Consider the following 21,056-nt stretch of genomic DNA (forward strand, 5'->3'; position numbering starts at 1 on the left):
TATCCAAACACATCTGACTGGCTGCTCCTGGCCGGAAGGTGCCGCTATGTTCTATGCCACACTCGCCCATCATTTCGAGATTCGTGCGAAATTGGTGCTGCTGATAAGTCCTTCCGATGCCAGGCCTCGGAGCTGCTCAATCAGTTCCCCCCGCTCGGACCTGGACGTGACCGGATCGACAATTTGATATTGCTCTTCGCACCACAGGTTGACCTTTTTTGCCCAACACACTTGAACAGTGGGCTCTGTAGTCAACCGTGCCAGCAGGTAAGCTACTTGTTGCCATTTCGGACGCAGTTGCATGAGGGCATGACGGCGCTTATCGGATAGCTCATACCAATCCCTGTCAAGTTTGGCGTCCAGCCCGGTATGCAATGAAGCCCACGATTGTTTGTTCAGTTGGGCGACAGCTGCAAGAAACACGGTGTCCGATGGATCGTCGAGTGCCGCAAGCAGCTCAACCGATTGTCCCTCGCTCAGTTGACCCATAGCGGCTTGTCGCACGGAGGGATAATTGGATCGTACAGCTGCCATCAACCAGCGTTGTTCGAGTTCGACATCAAGCTCTGCTGCCAGCCCGAGGATACCCAGCCAACCGCGCTTTGCTTTGGGGAAGGCTTCCGTCAGTCGTCCTGCCAATATGGCCCGCGCATCAATATCGTGCTTCGGTGCTACCCAGCGCGCCAGACTGCGGATGGACCGCGAGTCATCCAGCAAGGCCGCGCACAACAACGGCTGTGGATTTTCCAGCAACGGCAGCAGGGCACGCATTACGCAGACTCGTACCTTCGCCCCTGGACGTGGAAGGGCTTCTTGTAGCAATTGCAGTGCTTGCGCATCTGGCAGCGCCTGGCAAGCAGCCACGCCTGCCACGCGTACAGTTAATTCTCGATGGGCCAGCGCGTCTCGCAGAAGCGTCTGCTTATCGATATCTTTTTCCAGCAACAATTTAAACAGGTAGCGTGCCGCGCTGCCTTGTCGCGCCAGGAAGTTTGCGTAGACATCAGAGTGAACCTCGGCCGCCTGAAGGATGTTGCGCACTGCCCTCAGAGTAGGGCCATGGTCTGCACGGTGACGCGAAGCCAGCGCCATGAGGGGTTCGAGCGCGAACAACAAGGCCTGAACATGGGAGGGCGATAGATAATGATTTAGGCTTTCCGTTGCCAGATCGCGAATTTGTGGCACCCAATCGTTCAACCGCTCGATCAATGCTGCTAATGCTTCGGGAGAGGGTTGGTCACGTAGCGCCCTGACGGCGACTTCGCGAATGAAGCCGTTGTAGTGGGTAGTCAGCGCTATCCAGTCTCCACTCTCCTCTGCTTTGCCGAGCAGATGCGCAGCTTCGTCACGACGCTGAGCCGCCCATTGCGTGACGGGCGCCTGATGATTTTGCAGTCGAGATAACCATTCCCGTATTGCTACCACGCTTCAATCCTTTCGCAACATTTCCATCTGAACCGAAATATACAGTAGATCGTGGTCACGTATATCGGGGCGGCAGCTGTAGCATTCTGAGTGACCGCTTCTGGCCGAAAGCAGCTATTCGAAACCAGCCGCTTCCAACCCAGAGCGCTCCCCCCTGGCCAACCGTTCTGACAGTTTGCGCAGGCGCTGAAACTGCTCCGCCGTTTTTTTTGCTGAGCTACCGCGCTTCTCCCACCACGATTCTACAAACGACCTTCTTTGTAGATAGACGACTGAAGAAACTCTGCTATCAGCGATGCAACCTGCTGTTGAATCACCCCACGCGGGCGGGCGCTGTCGCCATCCCGGCAAATGATGCCATCGCCTGGTACGTCTTCTTCGAGCATTGCTTCCGCGCCAGGTTTGCACACCGACAAGAAGCTGAAGTGGCTAGCGTCACTGATTTCGACGTAACGGCTTGACGCCGGAGGCAAGCGTTTGGCGAGGTTGGCGGACTCCAACTCAGCAGGGAGTTCGCGCGACGGTACGCCGGCGGCGATCACCAGCGCTGGTATCGGCAGCGCGGCCAGGCTTTCATCGGTCATGCCCCGTGAAAGGCCCAAGTCCAATGTAACCACGGCGGTGACGCGTTTATCGCGCAAATCGGCGGTCAACGCGGCCTTTGATTCTGAGGTGCTTGCAGGGTTTATCTTTTCATAGACGGTGCAACTTGCTAACTGCGGGTGGGCTTTGCAGTCATGGGCGAAGCGGTCTGGATCGAAACGAGCACCGGCGATTTCCAGGGCGGTCCAGCCGCCGAGTGAATGGCCTACCACGGCAATTCGGTCATTGGCGACCAAGCCGAATTTTTCAGGTTGAGCCGTGACACTATCAATGGCTCGGCGCACATCAACGGGCCGCTGCCATAACTGCGCCGCAGCTTGAGGGCTACGGTCATGAGTGGTGGTGCCAGGGTGATTGATTGCGGCGACGATGTAACCCCTTTGAGCCAGAGCACTGGCAAGCCAGATCTGGTTGCTCCAGTTACCTCTGTACCCGTGGGAGAGCACCAACAATGGATGCTTGCCAGCAGCGGGCGGCGCGTCACGAGCGGCAGAAGCCCCGACGAACACCACATCATCGCCAATCATTTGCGTGGCGGCGGTAGTTGCGCTGGGGTACCAGACGACCATCTCCAGTGAGCGGTCATTCTGCGAGTCAGGCAGTGTGGAAGATTGGAAGCCGACAGGGTTCTCGTCAGCGAGTGCGAGGGTAGTCAGGCAGCTCAACAACAGGGCGCAGAAAGCTATTTTCAATGTCGTTTCTTCCTTGATTAGACAAGTGCATGGCAACCTGAACCCGCCGTCAGGCGCATCCATCTTCGTACATAGTCGAAGCTGATTTGGCTGCATGCAAGCACGGACATTAAAGCCCACATTCGAACCACCGCGCATAACTTTCATCGTTAGCGCTATTCGCGGTCTTTAATGAGAAGGCTGAACGGCCGCTTTTGGCTGTGGATTCAACCGGTCGATGCAACACGCAGAAATCGGCCAAAAGCGATCACTCGGCAAGTCTACGAAACCAGGCGCGATTCAGGTGCCGCCGTAAACATAAAAACTGTACGCCCGAATCGTCTCATCCTCCCATGGAACTTCCCCAAAAAATGATGTCAATTTGACTGCACGCGCAACAATGTCATTTTGGATCAATCAGCGTCAGGCTATTTCCTGACACCCCATGGAGAGAGTGATGAGAGTCATCATTGCGATGTTATTGATGTTGAGTACCTACGCCTATGCTGGTTGCGGCAACATCGACAACAGTGATCAACGCGCGTATTGCGAGGCCAAAACCAATGGCCAAAGCTGCGGCAATATCCAGAACAGTGACCTTCGGGCCAGTTGCTCGGCGGAAATGAACGGTCAAAGCTGCGGCAACATCGGCGACAGTGATCAACGCGCGTATTGCGAAGCAAAAATCAATGGCCAAAGCTGCGGCAATATCCAGAACAGTGACCTTCGGGCCAGTTGCTCGGCGGAAATGAACGGTCAAAGTTGCGGCAACATCGGCGACAGCGATCAACGCGCGTATTGCGAGGCCAAAATCAATGGCCAAAGCTGCGGCAACATTCACGATAGCGACTTGCGTGACGAGTGTGATGCCATAAAGCGTTGAGCTACGAATCACGCGGGACCAGCCGTTCTTCATCGACGCTGGACCCGCTGCACTTTCTGGTCGGTGACCGTGTATGACGTCCTGACTGCCTTCGGCCTGGACAACGGTCAACCGCTGCCCTCGCGTAACTGCCCCTGAGCCGTGGTAGCGGTGCGCCAACACACACCGCCTTTTAAGGGTTCCTGAGCCTGATCCAGTAACGTTCGCACCAAGCGAAAAGGGGACGGATTAGCCGGTCTCAAGTCAAGGCTAAAAGCCAACTCGCCCTGTAGCTTTTCACTGCAGGGTTTCCCTTTATCTCAACCTGCTTGGTTGAACCCGTCGTACCCGTTTTCTCATCAGTGGCTACGACCGAGTCGTGCCTGACACCCATGTGGATCAAACGGTAACGTATTGCATGTACCGCCCTGGCAGTTACCTGCCCCAGAGAAACGTTGGTGCCGCCAATGTGTCCAAAACGTGTCACAGAACTGTGGCTCGTGAAAAAACACGTCCAGTCCCAGCGGGCTCACTTGGCAGACGACCCGGTTACAACACACTCAGGCGGTGACAGCCGGCCGCCACTCAGATTTTATGGTTCACGCCCAGTCCCTTTTTGGTTGATCGGCCATCACCTTAACTCGCCCTTCAGGCGAAACAGCGTTTGGCATCAAAAGGCTGTTTCTCCTTCAGGATGTGAAAACTCGCCCGCGCCAGTTTGTGAGCCAGCGCTTTGGTAGCAACCACGGCATTGGTCTTGGCTTTCTTTTTCTCGAAAAACCGTTTGGCATCTTCACTGAAACGCCGAGCAAAATTCGCTGCTTCAATAAAGGCCCAGATCAAGTAAGCGTTGCCGTTCTTGGTGTTGCCTTCGCCCTTTTTCTTGCCATTGGAGTAATGCGCACTCTTAACGCATCGGGCATAAGAGGCGAAGTTGCCGACGTCGGCAAAGCGCTCAATATCTCCTGTCTCCAACATGATGACCGTGGCCAGAACTTCACCCACTCCAGGCATCGTTTTTAATAAACCAAACTCTGGGCGCAGGGTAGCTTCATGCAGCAAGCGGTCCTCAAGAACATCAATCTGAGCCTGCAATGCCTGAACGATGGCGACGTTGGCTTTCATCGCCAGCGCCACATCCGTGGACAGGCCGAGTCTGTCCACGGATGTGGCCGACAGCCCTTTGACTTCATTACAGGTCAGCCGGTGACCAAACTGGCGTGCCATGATGTTTTCGGCGGCCAGAATGTGCTGAGTCCTGCTGCGTACCAACTGAATCCGTTTTCGTGCCAAATCGCGAAGGCCCCGTTCTTGCGGCGGATGGATATAGCCAGTCGGCAATATCCCGAGTCGCAACAAATGCGCGAGGAAAGCCGCATCATCCTTATCGTCGGAATGCTTTAAACCGTTGTAGCGTTGCATCGCCACGGGGTTGGCCAGCTTTACCTCGAAGCCTGCCGCCTTGAGGCCATCGACCAGCCAGTACCAGTTGTACGTCGACTCGACCACGACCCCGAGCAATTCGGCACGATGCGGTTCGAGTAACGGGAGGATTTGCGTCAGCTCATTGGGACAGCGCCGGCTGATCAGGACCCGGTCCGTTTCGTCGGTAACCACCACAACACTATTGTTCGAATGCAGGTCTATGCCACAGAATTTCATCACGGCCTCCTCACAGCAAAAGTCTAAGTTCGCACCTTGAGTTTTGCGCCACCTCCGTAAGGTGGGGAGACCGGCTAGATGATTCTCAGATTTATTTCCGGGAAAATAAATCCGTCCCTTTTTTTGGTCTTGCCGCTGTTCAACGTATGCGCTGACTTAGCGAATTGTTTCGGGTGGGCTCGACGGGTCAGGGTAAGGGGCTCGCGTCCCTCTCGGAGGCCCGAGCCAGTGCTTGCGTATCGATATACTCCCGGATGTTTGTCAGCTTTCCATTTCGCACGGTAATGGCGAAGACCCAATCGTCCTCCCACGTCCTGTTCGTCGCTTTAATTTTCCCCCTGGCGAAGCCGACGACCAGAACCCGGTCTCCCTGCGCTACGAATTCGCGCGGCTCCATGAGTGAAGTTTCCATCGTTTCGGATTGCGTCTGAAACAAATCCGCCAATCCTGCGTGCCCGCGGCGCGTGCCAGCCAGCGGCCAGTTCTTGCCCGGAATGATCCACTCAATATCTTCGGCAGATAACGCCAGCAGACCTTGCAAATCTCCGCGCCCGATCGCTGCAAACGCATCCTTCACAATCCGGACATTCTCTTGCACGCTCATCGAAATCTCTCCGTTTCTCTCACTTCTGATCGCGACGCTATGGACCAGACGGGTGTCGGCGATTCAGCCGATATCGACGTTCATGGCGATGTCCCAAGTGCCAGCGCCGTTTTTAGCCAGGCCGATCATCATCAGGCCGAGCGCCTCAAGCGTCTGGGCCATGTGCAGGCCGCCGACATCCAACGGACGCAGCCCGAGACTCTCGATGAACGTCGAGACGCGCGCCTTGGCCTGCGGATCGTCGGCGGCGATGAACGCATCGAGGCGCCCACCCTTGGCAAGGACGTGGCCGAATAGGGTGTTGAACGCCTTCACGACATGCGCGCCGGCGGGGGCGATCCTGGCGATCTCCTCCGCACCAGAACTGCCGGCGGGAGAGACGAGGCCCGTGAGGTCCGGAGAGGCCGTGTTGGTGATGTCGATGATCACCTTGCCGTCGAGCGCGTCCCCGTACTCGGCCACCACCGACGCTGCACCGGTGTAGGGCACGGCGAGGATGACGATGTCGCCGACCGGCGCGGCCCCGTACATCCCTGTGGTCGCTCCGGCTGCAAGCTTGTCGACCAGCGCCTGCGCCTTGGCGGGGTCGCGGCTGATCACCTCAACGGTGTGTCCAGCTTTGGCGGTACGACCGGCGATCGCCGCGGCCATGCCTCCTGAACCAATGATACTGATAGTGCTCATGTGGAGTCTCCTCGTGAATTAGAGTTTTGCTTGTTGCCTCACATTGCTGTCCGCCGGGCCCGTTGCGACCCGGCGCCCTCCTCAACTCAACTCAGTCGGCAGGGAAGTAATGGCCGTTGTCCAGGTCATCGAGCAGGCCGGGCTGAGCAGGCTCCCAACCGAGGGTCTGGCGGGTGATGAGGCTGGACGCCGGGAGGTCCAGCGTGACCAGATTCGCGAGGAAGCCAAAGTATCCCGGCAGCATCAGTACGTCCGCGGGAATGCTCACGGCCGGCACGCCCAGACGGCTGCCAATGGCCTCGGCGATCTCGCGGAACGGGATGCCCTCACTCTCGACCCCATGCCAATATTTGCCCGCCCCACCCTTCTCTAGCGCCAGGCGGAACAAGATGGCGAGGTCACGGGCGTGTACGGCCGGCCACAGGTTCGTGCCTTCTCCCGGGTAACCGATGACGCCCTTTTCCTTCGCCAGCCCGATCAACAATGGCAGGAAGGCGACGTCGGTGGTGCTGTGCGCGATCGTAGGAATCCGCACGATCGACGACCGCACCCCCCGCTCGGCGAGGCCGATGACGGCGAGCTCGACGGCGTTACGAACCCGCAAGGTACCCTTGTACTTATCGCCGCCGGGAAGTGACGGGTCTTCCTCCGTGGCTGGCCGGCCCAGCTTTTCCCAACCGGGCGCGCCGATGCTCCCCGACACGACCAGCGGCTTGCCACTTCCAGCCAGCGCCTCGCCGTACGCGAGCATGATCTGGAGCTCTGCAGCGGCCACGGCGTCGATCCCGCCGGAGGGAAGCAGATCTTGCCGGTGCGCGACGTGGATGACGCCGTCGGACTCCGCCGCCGCCGACTTGAGCCCATCGAGGTCGGAGATATCCCCGCGACGCACCTTGGCGCCAAGCGCGGACAGCGCGGCCGCGGACTTGTCCGACCGGGCCAGGCCGGTGACCTCGTGGCCGGCGGCGATAAGCTCGGGGATGATGTACGAACCGATATGGCCGGTCCCGCCAGTGACTAAAACGTGCATGTTAATGCTCCATGTGCGTGATGTGATGCGAGAAGTGGTGATAAGGAAACGCTCAGCCGAGATGGCTGACGCCGATTGAGAAATGGGTGTGCTTGACGGAGTGGGCGATGAGGCCCAGCGACAGTAGGCAGACGTGCTCCAGCGTTCGCGCCATGAGCAGCGGCCCGGTGTCCATCGGGCGCAGTCCGAGGTTCTCGATGAACGCCGAGACGCGTGCCTTCGCCTGCACGTTGTCCCCGGCGATGAACACGTCCAGCGGGTGGCCATCGACAGGACCGGCGGCCAGGACGTGGGAGAAGTGGGTGTTGAACGCCTTGACCACTTCGGCGTCGGCCGGGACGGCTTTGGCGATCTCCTGCGCGCCGAAACTGTTCTCAGGGGTTACAAAGCTCGTGAGGTCAGGTGCCACGGGGTTGGTGATGTCGACGAGAAGCTTGCCTGCCAGTTCTTCGCCGTACTGCTTCACCACGTCGAGAACCGCAGAGTAGGGAACCGCCAGGATGACAATATCCCCGGCCGGGACTGCGCCGAACGTTCCGGTGGTCCCGCCGGCTCCGACCTGCTCGGCCAGCGCCCGCGCCTTGGCGGCGTCTCGACTCATCACCTCGACGGTGTATCCGGCCTTGGCGGCAAGGCCACCGATCGCTGCGGCCATGCCACCTGAGCCGATGATGCTGATAGTGCTCATGCGCAGTTTCCTTACAGATAGGGGGTTGAACATTCACAGAATGCCGACCCAATCCGGCGACCGCGCTCAACGTAAGAGCCATGCTGGTCGCATCACTTGCATAAAGCAAGTGAATTACGAAATTTACTTGCGACATGCAAGCGATGTTAAGATCGCGCCATGAAGACAGCATCCAAAGAAGACATTCGGTCCCACTGCGCAGTGAACTATGGCGTGGAGATCTTCGGCGACCGATGGTCGCTCCTGATCATTCGCGACATCATTTTCGTTGGTAAAAAGACGTACGGAGGGTTCCTGAAATCGGAAGAGGGAATCGCGACAAATGTCCTTGCTTCCCGTCTTGCCTTTCTTGAGGCGCAAGGGATTCTCTCGAAGGCGCCCAGCCCCGACGACAGGCGCAAGGACTTCTACACGCTGACCGAGAAGGGCCTGGACCTCATTCCCATCGTGCTCAACATAGTGCTTTGGAGCGCGACACACGATTCGCTGTCGTACGTGCACCGCCGCGAGGATTTTGTTGCTCGACTAAGTCAAAACCCCATACAGGTGAGCGAAGAGGTGAAGGCGCTGGTCCGCAATGGCGGATGCATCTTTCCTGAGAGTGAGGGATGAGCAAGACGGGATGCGCGCCCTGTCACGTCGCGCGACAAGGTGCAGCGAATAGCGGGGCCGATCTCAGATGGTCGAAAAAAAGGGAGGGCACCCATTGCCCCCCCTCCCCTGTGCACGCTCCCTGCGCTAATACTGATCAGGACCTCAAGTAGCCAGAATGAAGTCTGTGGCAGTGATTGTTGTTGCGTCGGCCACACCTACCAGGCGGATGGACTCAGCTCCTGCGGAGCTGATCAAGGTATCCGCACCGACATCGGTGATGATGACGGTGGCGGCAAAGGTCGCAGCTGTGACGCCGAACGCGGAAATATTGAGCAGGTCCTGGCCTCCCGCCGCGTTGGCATCGAAGTTGAAGATCTGATCGGCCCCGAAGCCCGCTGCGAACAGGAAGACATCGTTGCCACTGCTGGCATCCATGAGGTCGTTGCCGGCACCACCCGTGACCGTATCGTTGCCAGCACCGCCATCGATGGAGTCATTGCCGATGCCACCCAACAATGTGTCGTTACCGATACCACCGAGCAGCGTGTCGTTGCCATCGCCACCCTGGAGCAGATCGTTGCCGGTACCGCCATCCAGGCTGTCGTCACCCAGCCCGCCGAGCAGCGTGTCGTTGCCTGTGCCACCATTCAATGCGTCGTTCCCGTCACCGCCGTCGAGGCTGTCATCGCCAGCGTCGCCGTTCAGGGTATCGGTGCCAATGCCGCCCAGCAGTTGGTCGTTGCCGAGGTCACCATTGAGCGTGTCGTTACCGCCGTTGCCGGTGAGGATGTCGTCGCCGCTGCCACCATTGAGGATGTCATTACCTGCCCCGGCGGTGATGACGTTGTTCGACACGTTGCCGTTGCCGATGAAGTTGCCGACTCCGGTAAAGGTCAGGTTCTCGACGTTGGCGCTGAGCGTGTAGCTGGCCTGCGATGCCTGCACGGTATCCGTACCGCCACCCGCCGCCTCGACCACCGCGTCCGCGGTTGTATCGACGATGTAGGTGTCGTTGCCGGCCCCCCCCACCAACTGGTCAGCGCCCGCACCGCCATTGAGGACGTCGTTGCCGACCCCGCCGGTGAGGGTGTTGGCCAGCGCATTACCGGTACCGGTGAAGTTACCGACCCCGGTGAAGGCCAGGTTCTCGACGTTGGCACCCAGCAGGTAGCTGGCCAGACTGGTTTGCACCAGGTCGGTACCACCGCCCAGCGCCTCGATGACGGTGTCACCGACGTTGTCGACCACAAAGGTGTCGTTGCCGACACCGCCGTTCATGACATCCGCGCCGAGACCACCATTGAGGATGTCGTTGCCGCTATCACCATTGAGGGTGTCATTACCTGCACCGCCGGTGATGACGTTGTTCAACGCGTTGCCGTTGCCCGCGAAGTTGCCGACGCCGGTAAAGGTCAGGTTTTCGACGTTGGCACCCAGTGTGTAGCTGGCCAGGGTCGTCTGCACGGTATCCGTACCGCCACCCGCCGCTTCAACCACCACGTCCGCTGCATCGACGACGTAGGTATCGTTGCCAGCTCCCCCCACCAACTGGTCAGCACCCGCACCGCCATTGAGCACGTCGTTACCGACCCCGCCGGTGAGGGTGTTGGCCAGCTCATTACCGGTACCGGTGAAGTTGCCGGCTCCGGTAAAGGTCAGGTTCTCGATGTTGGCACCGAGCTCGTAGTTAGCCAGGCTGGTTTGCACCAGATCGGTACCACCACCCAGCGCCTCGTTGACAGTGTCACCAACGTTGTCGACCACAAACGTGTCGTTGCCGATACCGCCGTTCATGGCATCCGCGCCGAGCCCACCGTTGAGGATGTCGTTGCCGTCCCCGCCACTGAGGACGTCGCTACCAACCCCACCGGTGATGGTGTTGTCCAGCGCATTACCGGTACCGGTGAAGTTACCGGCTCCGGTGTAGGTCAGGTTTTCGACGTTGGCACCGAGCACGTAGCTGGCCAGAGTGGTTTGCACCAGATCGGTACCACCACCGGCCGCCTCGGTGACGGTGTCACCGACGTTGTCGACCACAAAGGTGTCGTTGCCTGCACCGCCGTTCATGGCATCTGCGCCAAGCCCGCCGTTGAGGGTGTCGTTGCCGTCCCCGCCACTGAGGACGTCATTACCGACCCCGCCAGTGATGCTGTTGGCCAGCGCATTACCGGTACCGGTGAAGTTGCCGGCACCGGTATAGGCCAGGTTCTCGACGTTGGCACCGAGCAGGTAGCTGGCCAGACTGGTTTGCACAAGATCGGTACCACCACCGGCCGCCTCGGTGACGGTGTCACCGACGTTGTCGACCACAAAGGTGTCGTTGCCGGCACCACCATTCATGGCATCCGCGCCGAGCCCGCCGTTGAGGGTGTCGTTGCCGTCCTCGCCATTGAGGATGTCGTTGTCGTCTCCGCCGTTGAGAATGTCATTGCCAGTGCCGCCCAACAACAGGTCAGCACCCGCCAGGCCATTGAGCGTATCGTTCCCGCCCAGGCCATTCAGCACATCGTCACCCGTGCCACCTGTGAGGATGTTCGCCCCAGCGTCCCCCGTAAGCACCACGCCGGGCGGTACCACTGCCGTCGCCGCAGAGGTCACCGACTCCAGCGTGCCGAAGCCATCGGTGTAGCTCACGATCACCCGCAGTTGCAGATTGCCCTGCGCCCCACCAGGGGTGAAAGTCGCAGCGGTCGCCCCGTTAATGTCGGTGAAGGAAGTGCCGGTACCTTGCTGCCATTGGTAGCTGAAGGTGCCCAGCCCATCCACATCGGCAATCCCGGCCGTCAGCGCGGTCAGCACCTGCCCTTGTTCCGGTGTCGTATCGCTGATCAGCAACGCGCCTGTCGGTGCATCGTTGACGTTGGCCACCGGGTCCGAAGGGTCGGACGCCACGCTTTCGGCCACACCGAAGTCATCCACGTAACTGACCACCACTCGCACCTGATCGCCGACCTGATCCTGAGTCAGCGTGAAGGTGCTCCCGGTGGCGCCGACGATGTTGACGAAGCTCACCCCATTGGTCGCCTGCCACTGGTAGGTGAACTGCGGATTGTTGAGACCATCAAGGTCAATGATGCTCGACGGGTCAGCGGTCAACAGTTGGTTCTGCACTAAAAGTCCGTTTACGGTCGGCCCTGCGGTCGGTGTGCTGTTCCCCGACGAGTCGACGATCTCCAGCGTGCCCTTGGTATCCTGATACACCGCCCGGACGCGGATGTTCAGACCCGCCACATCGTCCGCCACCCGGTAGGTGGTGCCGGTCGCCCGCGAAGCTTCGCCGGCGGCGATAACGGTGATGTCTTCATAGATGCCCGTGCCAGGAATGTTTTCCACCTGCCAGTAGTAAGCCACCGCACCGGTCACCGCGCCGGTCGTATTGACCCCGCTTACGTTGTCCACGTCGTGTACCGCTCGATTACTGACGCGCAGCAACTGGCCGGCCACAGGCGTATCGTCACGCAGACCGGTAGCATCATCGAGGATCGCCAGATGACCCGCTGGGCCCTCGTTCAAAGCAGTGCCAACGCCGGACGACTGCGCCAGGTCAGAGAACTGCAGACGCTCGATGCCTGTCAGGCGATCGACACCATCACGCCCCGCCACCAGGTCGGTCACGATGACAGTATTGCCCTGGACCTCGACGAGGTATTCCGTCGAATTACCGGAGAACACCGCGGTGTCGAAGCGGTCATTGCCGGTCAGAATCTCCCGCTTGATGATCAACTGACCCGGGTTGTAAGTACCGTTGAGCATGAACGGCACCAGTGGTTCCATGCTGTCGAACGTGGCGATTTCCGGGCCAGTGCCATCAGCGTTCGCCCGTACGCTGATGCGTACGTTCAGCCACTTGTCACCATCGATGATGTCGTCACCACCGCGGCCTTCGATAAGGTCGCTGCCGCTGCCACCGAGGATGATGTTGCCGCCGTCGAAGAATGTCGCTCCGGCCGGCAGCACATCCGCCAGGCCGTCGATCAGGTTGATGTTGGTCAGCACACTGCCGGTCGCTCCTGCGCTGGGTAGCGAAGTTGCGTCTTCGTTATCACCGCGCAGAAAGTCACCGTGCGCCGAACCCGACAGCCCTTCCATAATGTCGAAACGCACGAGCGCCGAGGCACCCGAGCCCGGCACCGGAGGTACATCGAAAAAGCGGTCGGTGAAATCGATGGACACGCCTTGGGCGAGGTCCTTGAAGGTTGCCCAGTCATAGCCCGAGCCGCCGATATAGCGGTCCCCGAAGCCGAGACTGCCGACCATGATGTCGTCGCCGCCCTCGCCGTTGAACTTGTCGTTTTCGCCAGCGCCGATGAACACATCGTGGCCAATTATAGGATCGTTGCCGAGCGGGTCGAAATTGTCGCCAGGTGCACCGTCCGAGGTGCCCTTCTCGATCCAGTCGTCGCCTTCGTTACCCATGTCTTGTTCGTTGGCTTTACTGCCCAGAATGAAGTCGTTGCCGTGGCCACCAATGGCCTCGGAGGCGTCTTCACCGGTGACGATGAAGTCATTGCCGAACCCGCCAATGATCAGGTTGACACCGTTGCCACCGTGCAGCACGTCGTTGCCGTCGCCACCCTGGATGTTATCGTCGCCGCCGCGGTCGCTGATGATGTCGTCGCCGGCGCCACCGCGCAGTTGGTCATTGCCGTCACCGCCTTCGATGCGGTCGTTGCCGCCGTCGCCCCAGACGGTGTCATCGCCTTCACTTGCGATGAGGATGTCTGCGTTGTTGGTACCGCCCAGCACGATGTGCTCGTCACCGGTGTATTTGATGTAGTTGGTGTCCGGCCCTGCGGTCAGCGGGTTGTCGCGGAACACCACCTGCTCACCGTTCTCGCCAAGTGGATCGGCATTGCCCAGGCCATCATTGTATTGCTTGGACTGGTCCCTCTCCAGATAGAAGCCCGGGTCCGAGAACACCAGACCTGGCAGGTGCGTGGCCGAGGTGTTGGCCATGATCAGCTTGGCGAACGAGTTGCTTTCCAGTTCGGCATTCATCGACAGGCCAGCGGTACGCTCCAGATAATAGAAGCGGTCGCCGTCCTGCAGTTTTTCCAGCTGGTTCTCGAACACGAAGTTGAAGGTCGAGCCCAGCATGCCGCCGAACGGTGTTTTCTCTTCGGCCAGGCCGCCGATCCATAGATCGATGGCATCGACGCCCGTAATAGTCACACCTTTCAGATCGTCGGCAGTCCCCAGTACCCCGTCCTTGCCGGCCCGCGTCACGTTGGCCCAAGTGCCCGTGCCGTTGAGGAAGTCCAGGCGATCGGATGGCTCGTTAACACCCCCATCGCCAAATACCAGCAACATCGCCGCGGCGCGTTTGGCTTCCAGCGTGGTCGCCGCCGTGATCGTGCTATGCGTGCCATAGGCCGCGATGAAGTTGATCAACGACTCCGGATGTTTGAGGTGCTGCACCAGGTCGACCCAGCTGGTGTAAGGCTTGAGTTGGGTATCGCCAGTCTGGCTGTAGATGTCGCGGCGGATTGCGTTGAGCGAGGGGATCCCCACGTCACGGCCGCGGGCGATGTTGATCGCCGGCAGGTCGAGCGGCAGGCCAAGCAGGTTACTGCGTAGCGCCTCGGTAACGAACTCGTCGATTTCGTTACCGGCTTGCCGGGTCACCCCGCGAATGATCGCACTGGTCGCGTCCTCTGGCGTCACGCCACTGGCGGCGTACGCCAACGGGTTGAGGAACGCCGCGATCAAGCCCAGTTGCTGATCGGGATCAGCGCTGTTCGGATCGCCCACCACGTTGAAATTGCCGTCGTAGCGATCGACGGTCTCGGTCAGCATCGAGTGGCCAAACCGGTACACGGTGTGAGCGAACTCGGCAACGATCGAGGCATCGAGGTCGACGTCATAGACTTGGGTCGGTGCGAAGAACAGGTCGACTCGGGGGTTGATGGTCCGTGCAAACTCCTCGAACACCAGGTGTTGATACTGCATCTCGGTGCCGAACTTGGCCGCCTGGAACAGGCGCTCGCCATTCCACACCAGTGCATCGATCTCGGCCTGGTTGGCGGGCAACCCGCTTACCGGAGCCAGCAGCCACTCGTTGAGGAAGGTCAGGTCAGCCGAGTCGAGGACGGTGTCCATCGTCTGCGCAACCAGCCGATTGTGCTCGGCGTGGAAGATCGCATGCACTGCGGTCAGGCCGATGTTCTCGTTGACCCGGCCGTCGCCGGCGATGTAGTGAGCATCCAGCAGTTCGTTGTCGTAAGCCTGGTTGGCCCCGGTCTGCGGATTGACCGGCACTGCGTTGCCTATGTTGGAATCTGCGTCAGGCACGAGCACGCCACCGCTGAACACCGGCGCTGCATTGTGGGCAATGTCGGCGAGGAACTGGTGACCGGTGCGCACCGCATTGGTCAGGTCGACGGGAGCAAGCGGATTGCCTTCGACCAGAACGTCATCAGCCGTGCCGCCAAGACCGTCAGCCCCTTTCATCACGACCATCGGGAAGCCGTTCGGCCCCTTGATGAAATTGCCATAGTCGTCGGTCGCCAACAGTGGCGAGTTACTGACGTCGGCATCGGTCAGGCGGATACCCAGGATGTCATTGGCCTGCGCCTTGACCACCTTCCAGGTCGCCATGCCTCCGATTTCGGTGTCGTCTGCGGTGCCAAACTTGCCATCCGCCCCCAGGTCACGGTTAGTGATCAGTCTGCCGGTCGCGATGGGTCCGTCACCGGTCATCTCATAACCGCGCAGGAACACCTGGTGCGAGGGGTGCGAGCTGTAGGTCTGGTTCTGGTCCACGAACGGTGAGGTGGTATTAGTGTGCTCACGGACATCGTCGGCCGTGCCGAGCACGCCATCCGCCCCGGGCTGGTTGGTCGCGCGGGTCAGCACCATAAAGTTGGTGTGGCCGCCTGGTACATACAGCGGATCATCCGGTTGCAGCGGAATGTAGACGGTGCCCGAACCGCCCTTGGTGAGCAGGTCCAGACCATGGTCGAAGAACTGCCCGAAGAAGGTCATCCAGGCATTGAACGGCGCGGACAACCCCGCATCCGCGGTGGTGTTCTCGAACAGATACACATCGTGGTCGTCGCCCGTACCGAACTGACCATCCATGCCGGGGCTGGCGACGATCCGTACGCCATCCTTGAGCACGTCATCGTTACCGCTACCCGCTACGCCGAAGTCGAGATGACCGTTCGCCCCCGGGTCGTAAGCCGTGGCATACGCCGCCGGGTTGTTCGACGTCTGGTCGACGATCAGATTACTGATGGTACGCGGCTGCGAGTCAAACACAGCCCCGCTGGTTTGCTGATAGGACGATCCCGGGATGGCCGGCGAGCCGGGGCCGAAGAATCCTGCAGGAGCACCTTCGGCCGGATTGAAGACCGGATCGGTCAGCCGCGGAAAGACGTTATCGGCAGCACCATACTGGGTGTTATTGATGCCATTGAGGTTCATCAGGTTGTTGTTCGATCCATCGACCGCACGCAAGCCCAAGGGTGCGCGGATATTCGGGATCAACGAAAGGATGTCCTGACCGGCCGCGTCAGCCTCGGCAATCTTGATCTGATCAAGAATGAAGTTGAGGTCGGAGCGGACCATGTGAAGGCCCTCGCCGCCCTCGGTGGCATTGACGACGGGTGTCGGGGCCGTCGGCACAACCGGTGCGCCGGGAGCCACCACGGCTGTCGGTTGCGAGAACACTACTTCAGTGGTGCCATGACCATCCTGGTAGATTGCCTTGACCCGCAACGACAACCCGGCGAGATCAGGAGAGACCTTGAACGAGGTGCCGTCGGCACTCTGGAACGCCAGGTCACCGGCAGGTAGCAGGATGATGTCCTCGAACACGCCAGTGCCTGGATCGGCCTCGAACTGCCAGTAGTAGGACACCGAGGAGTTGTTCAGAGTACCCCCGACGTTGTTGCCATCGGTCACCCCGGCCACGCTGACGGTCAGCATGTCGCCCACCGTAATCGCCCCGCCGTTTCCATCGGCGATGGTCGGGCTGCCAACCGGTTGAGCATTGAGCCCCGTCACCAGCTCTCGCTGGTTGTCGGCGAACTGCAGGCGTTCGATATGCATCAGCGTATCGGTGCCGTCGCGACCCACCACGGTATCCGTCACCGTCCAGACATCGTCCGCCACATTGACCGTGCCGCGATTGTCTTGAGTCACCGTGTACTCGGACTCAAGCCCGGAGAAAATCGCGGTGTCGAAAGCCGCCCCGCCCGTCGAGGTACCGGACAGGATTTCCCGCACGGCCTTGAGCTGACCCGGGTTATAGGTGCCATCGAGCATGAACGGAATCATATCGACCATGCTGTCGAAGCTGGCAATCTCGGGACCGGTATGGTTGACGTCACCTGGGTTATAAACCGCAATCCTGACGTTGAGCCATTTGTCGCCGTCGATCAGGTCATCGCCCCCGCGACCTTCGATCAGGTCACTGCCGTCGCCACCCAGGATGATGTTGCCAGTGGCAAAGCCTGTGGTCGGCAGACCGGCATCGGCCAGGAACTGCGCCAGTCCGCGGATCAACGCGACATTGGTCAGTGCACTGCCGGTAGCACCACCGTGGTCGAGGATAGTGGCCGCATCGACATTATCGCCTTTGAGCACATCGCCGAATTTCGAACCGGACAAACCTTCGACCTCGGCAAACCGGTCGAGGATCGAGGCCGGCGATGCGCCGACCGGATTGAACGGCCCGTTATTCTGGTTTGGCGCGTTGCCGTGTGGCTGCGCCAGCGCGGCCATGGTCAGGTCAACGGTCACGCCGACCCTGTCATTTTTGTGGGTCACCCAGTCGAAACCGGACATGCCGTCCATATTGTCCTGGGCATCGCTGCCGACAAAGATGTCATCGCCACCCTCGCCGATCATTTCGTCGAAGCCACCACCCCCTATAAAGATGTCGTTGCCGATCGTATCGTCATTGAGCAACGGCGAGGCGTTATCACCAGGCGCACCGTCCTGCGTGCCCTTCTCGATCCAGTCATCGCCTTCGTTGCCGGTGGCTGGCAGGTTGGTCTTGGCACCAAGGATGAAATCGTCACCCTGGCCGCCGAAGGTGGTGCTGACGTCTTCGGTGGTGATGATGAAGTCCTGACCATCGCCACCCAGGATCAGATTGCCCCCAGCAAGCATGCTACCGGCCACGATCACATCGTTGCCGGCGTTGCCTTCCAGACGGTTGTCGCCAAACGAGTCGGTAATGATGTCATCGCCCGCGCCACCCAGTACCGCATCGTTGCCGGCACCGCCTTCGAGGCGATCGTTGCCGCCGTCGCCGTAAAGGGTGTCATCGCCGTCACCGGAAATGATGATGTCGTTACCAGCGGTGCCGCCCAGGACCACATGGTCTTCACCGTTGTACTGCAGATAATTGTTGTCTGCACCCGGGGTGTCGGGGTTGTCGCGGATCACCAGCTTCACGATTTCCACGCCGTTGATCATGAGGCCGCCCGTCGGGTCGGCTTTGCCATCCGAGCCCAGGCCAGTGAACTGATTGGCCTGATTCACTTCGAGGGTGAACGTCGGCGTCAGGAACACGGTGTTCGACAGGTGGGTGACATCGCTGTTGAGCATGATCAGCTTGGCAAAGGAGTTGTTTTCCAACTCGGTGCCGAAGTTCAGGCCTGCGACGCGCGACAGATAGTAGAAGCGGTCGCCGTTCTGCAACGCCTCCATTTGAGTTTCAAACACAAAGTTGAAGGTTGAGCCGAGCATCCCGCCAAACGGCATTTTCTGCTCGGCGAGGCCCCCGACCCAGAAGTCGATGTCGTCCACACCGGTGGTGGTCACACCGTTGACCATGGCGTAGATACCCGAACTGTTCAGAAAGTCCAGGCGATCCGCTGTAGTGGCGGTAAAGGTACGCTCATTGATAGTGCCGGCGTTGATCACCGCGCTGCCACCAAACACCAGGGCCGCGGCGATTGCACGCATCTCGACCAGCGTATTCACATCGGCTGCAGTCAATGCCCCATGGGTACCGAAGGCCGCAATGAAGTTGACCAGCGATTCGGGATGCTTGAGGTTGTCGGCCAGGTCGGCCCAACTGATGTACGGCTTGAGCTGGCTGTCACCCGTCGTCTGGTAGAACTCACGCCGCGCCTCGTTCAAGGTGGGGATGCCCGTGTCGCGACCACGCGCCAGGTTCAGGGCCGGCAAATCGAGCGGCAGCCCCAGCAGGTTGTTGCGCAACGCTTCGGTGACGAACTCGTCGATCTCGTTGCCCAACTGACGGGTCACACCGCGAATGATCGCCCCTGCCGCTTCGTCCGCAGTCGCTCCGCTGCCGGCGAACGCGAGCGGGTTAAGGAAGGCCGCGATCAGCCCCATTTGCGAGTCCGGGTTGTTCGGGTCAGTGAGCAGCGGATTGAACTCGGGGTCGAAGCGATCGACCGTCTCGGTCAACATCGAGTGACCGAAGCGGTACACCACGTGGGCAAACTCGGCGAGGATGGCCGGGTTGATCGAGGTGTCATAGCCGTTGGGGGCAAGGAATGCGTCGACCTGCGGCTGAACGGTCCGCGCGAACTCCTCGAACACCAGGTGCTGGTACTGCATCTCGGTGCCAAACTTGGCGGCCTGGAACAGCCGTTCGCCGTCCCACACCAATGCTGCGATTTCGGCGAGCGTCGCCGGCATCGCGGCGACATCGTCCACCAACCACTCATTGAGGAACGCCAGATCGCCCGCGGCCAATATGGTCTGCTTGGATTGCTGAACCAGGCGGTTGTGCTCGGAATGGAACACATGGTGCACGGCGGTCAGGCCGATGTTCTCGTTCACCCGGCCATCGCCGGCAATGTAGTGAGCATCGAGCAGTTCGTTGTCATAGGTCAGGTTGTTGCCGCCCGCGCCAGTGGGCTGCGCATTGCCGACATCGGTGTCGGTATCCGCCTGCAGAACCCCACCGACCACGACCGGCGCGGCATTGTGGGCGATGTCGTCGAGGAAGCCATGCCCGGTGCTCACGGCGCTGGCCAGACTGATCGGCGCATCCCGGTTGCCTTCGACCAGTTGAGTGACGTCATCAGCCGTCCCGGCAATACCGTCGGCACCGTTGCTGACGCGCATCACCACCTGCGGCATGCCGCTCGCCCCCCGAATGAAATTGCCATACGCATCGGTTGCCAGCAGCGGTACGTTGTGCACATCGGCGTCGGTGAGGTTGATGCCGAGAATGTCACGGGCCTGGGCTTTCACCACTGCCCAGGTCGCCATGCCGCCACTCTCGCCGTTGCCATCATCGGCCGTGCCGAACTTGCCATCGGCGCCGAGATCGCGGTTGGTAATCAAGCGCCCCGTGGCAATCGGGTCGCCTGCCGCGTTGAGCGTGTATTCACGCAGGAATACCTGATGCGACGGGTGCGAGCTGTAGGTCTGGCTCTGGTCCACGAATGGCGAGGTGGTATTGGGCTGGCCATCATCGGCCGTGCCGACGATGCCGTCCGCGCCGGCGGTACGCACCGCGCGCGACAGCACCATGAAATTGGTCGGGCTGCCCGGGACGAACAACGGATCATCCGGTTGCAGCGGAATAAAAACGATGTCGGTACTGCTCTTCGTGACCAGGTCCAGGCCATGGTCGAAAAACTGGCCGAAGAACGTCATCCACGAGTTGAAGCCGGCGGTCAGGCCGACGTCCGGCGACTGGTTGGGGATAAAGAACACTTCCTTGTCGTCGTCCGTGCCGAACACGCCGTCCAGGCCGGGGCTGATCACCGGGTCGGTGCCGCCGTTCGCCGCAACCGCGGCCGGGTTGTTAGCGGTCTGGTCGTTGATCAGGTTACTGATAATCCGTGGCTGCGGGTCAACCACCGTCCCGGTCCCGGCATAGGCCGCTCTATAAGAGGCGTCCAGCAGACGCAGGAAGGAATTGTCCGCGGCGCCAAATTCAGTTTGCCCGGCGACCAGGTTGTTGTAGCTGCCATCGACGGTTCGCAGACCGAATGGCACCTGGCTGTTGGGTAGCAAATCACTGAGGCTGGCGCCGTTGGCATGCGCTTCTGAGATGAAGATTTGCTTGAGGATGAATTCCAGGTCCGACTTGTTGAAATTGGCCATTTCGATTGCCCTCGATCTATATGGGAAAGGCTCGGGACGAATAAATCCTCCCGCGCCAAGTCACGTGCTGGCTTGCGCAGTTCGTTGGTTCAGTGTTTGGCGAGAGCAGGCGTGGGACAGGCAAAGCCGTCCTCTGCGCCGGTGAATGCGCGCCTGGAATTCGCTGGATGAATGGCTCGCTGAGCGAT

The 21,056-nt window shown here is 60.1% G+C and carries 10 protein-coding genes; 1 reads left to right on the forward strand and 9 read right to left on the reverse strand.

Going from position 1 to position 21,056, the window contains the following annotated elements; genetic code table 11:
* Positions 1–69: 69 nt before the first annotated feature.
* From ACYZTY_RS17310 to ACYZTY_RS17345, 8 genes are all read right to left on the reverse strand, one after another.
* Positions 70–1,425, reverse strand: coding sequence for a HEAT repeat domain-containing protein (locus tag ACYZTY_RS17310; RefSeq protein WP_461954736.1), 1,356 nt, complete (start codon positions 1,423–1,425; stop codon positions 70–72).
* 242 nt (positions 1,426–1,667) lie between these two features.
* Entirely contained in the window at positions 1,668–2,720 is a 1,053-nt protein-coding gene (locus ACYZTY_RS17315) for an alpha/beta hydrolase family protein (protein ID WP_461959343.1), read from the reverse strand.
* 457 nt (positions 2,721–3,177) lie between these two features.
* Positions 3,178–3,615 (reverse strand): hypothetical protein, encoded by a 438-nt coding sequence (locus ACYZTY_RS17320; protein ID WP_461954737.1) that lies wholly within the window; start codon positions 3,613–3,615, stop codon positions 3,178–3,180.
* A 594-nt stretch (positions 3,616–4,209) separates the two neighbouring features.
* Positions 4,210–5,223: an IS110 family RNA-guided transposase gene (locus ACYZTY_RS17325; RefSeq protein WP_461954738.1), complete on the reverse strand. Its 1,014-nt coding sequence runs from the start codon at positions 5,221–5,223 to the stop codon at positions 4,210–4,212.
* Between the two features lie 187 nt (positions 5,224–5,410).
* Positions 5,411–5,827 (reverse strand): nuclear transport factor 2 family protein, encoded by a 417-nt coding sequence (locus ACYZTY_RS17330; protein WP_461954739.1) that lies wholly within the window; start codon positions 5,825–5,827, stop codon positions 5,411–5,413.
* Between the two features lie 63 nt (positions 5,828–5,890).
* A complete protein-coding gene (locus tag ACYZTY_RS17335) occupies positions 5,891–6,511 on the reverse strand; it encodes an NADPH-dependent F420 reductase (protein WP_461954740.1) in 621 nt (206 codons plus the stop codon).
* A gap of 91 nt (positions 6,512–6,602) precedes the next feature.
* On the reverse strand, positions 6,603–7,541 hold the full coding sequence (locus ACYZTY_RS17340) for an SDR family oxidoreductase (protein ID WP_461954741.1): 939 nt from the start codon (positions 7,539–7,541) through the stop codon (positions 6,603–6,605).
* 52 nt (positions 7,542–7,593) lie between these two features.
* On the reverse strand, positions 7,594–8,229 hold the full coding sequence (locus tag ACYZTY_RS17345; protein ID WP_461954742.1) for an NADPH-dependent F420 reductase: 636 nt from the start codon (positions 8,227–8,229) through the stop codon (positions 7,594–7,596).
* 159 nt (positions 8,230–8,388) lie between these two features.
* On the opposite strand from ACYZTY_RS17345, the gene ACYZTY_RS17350 reads away from it, so the two are divergent.
* Complete coding sequence (locus tag ACYZTY_RS17350; protein ID WP_461954743.1) at positions 8,389–8,841, forward strand: winged helix-turn-helix transcriptional regulator; 453 nt, start codon at positions 8,389–8,391, stop codon at positions 8,839–8,841.
* Between the two features lie 144 nt (positions 8,842–8,985).
* Here ACYZTY_RS17350 and ACYZTY_RS17355 read toward each other — a convergent pair whose 3' ends face one another.
* On the reverse strand, positions 8,986–20,868 hold the full coding sequence (locus ACYZTY_RS17355) for a peroxidase family protein (RefSeq protein WP_461954744.1): 11,883 nt from the start codon (positions 20,866–20,868) through the stop codon (positions 8,986–8,988).
* Between the last annotated feature and the right edge of the window lie 188 nt (positions 20,869–21,056).

The sequence above is a fragment of the Pseudomonas sp. LB1P83 genome, from assembly GCF_054897885.1.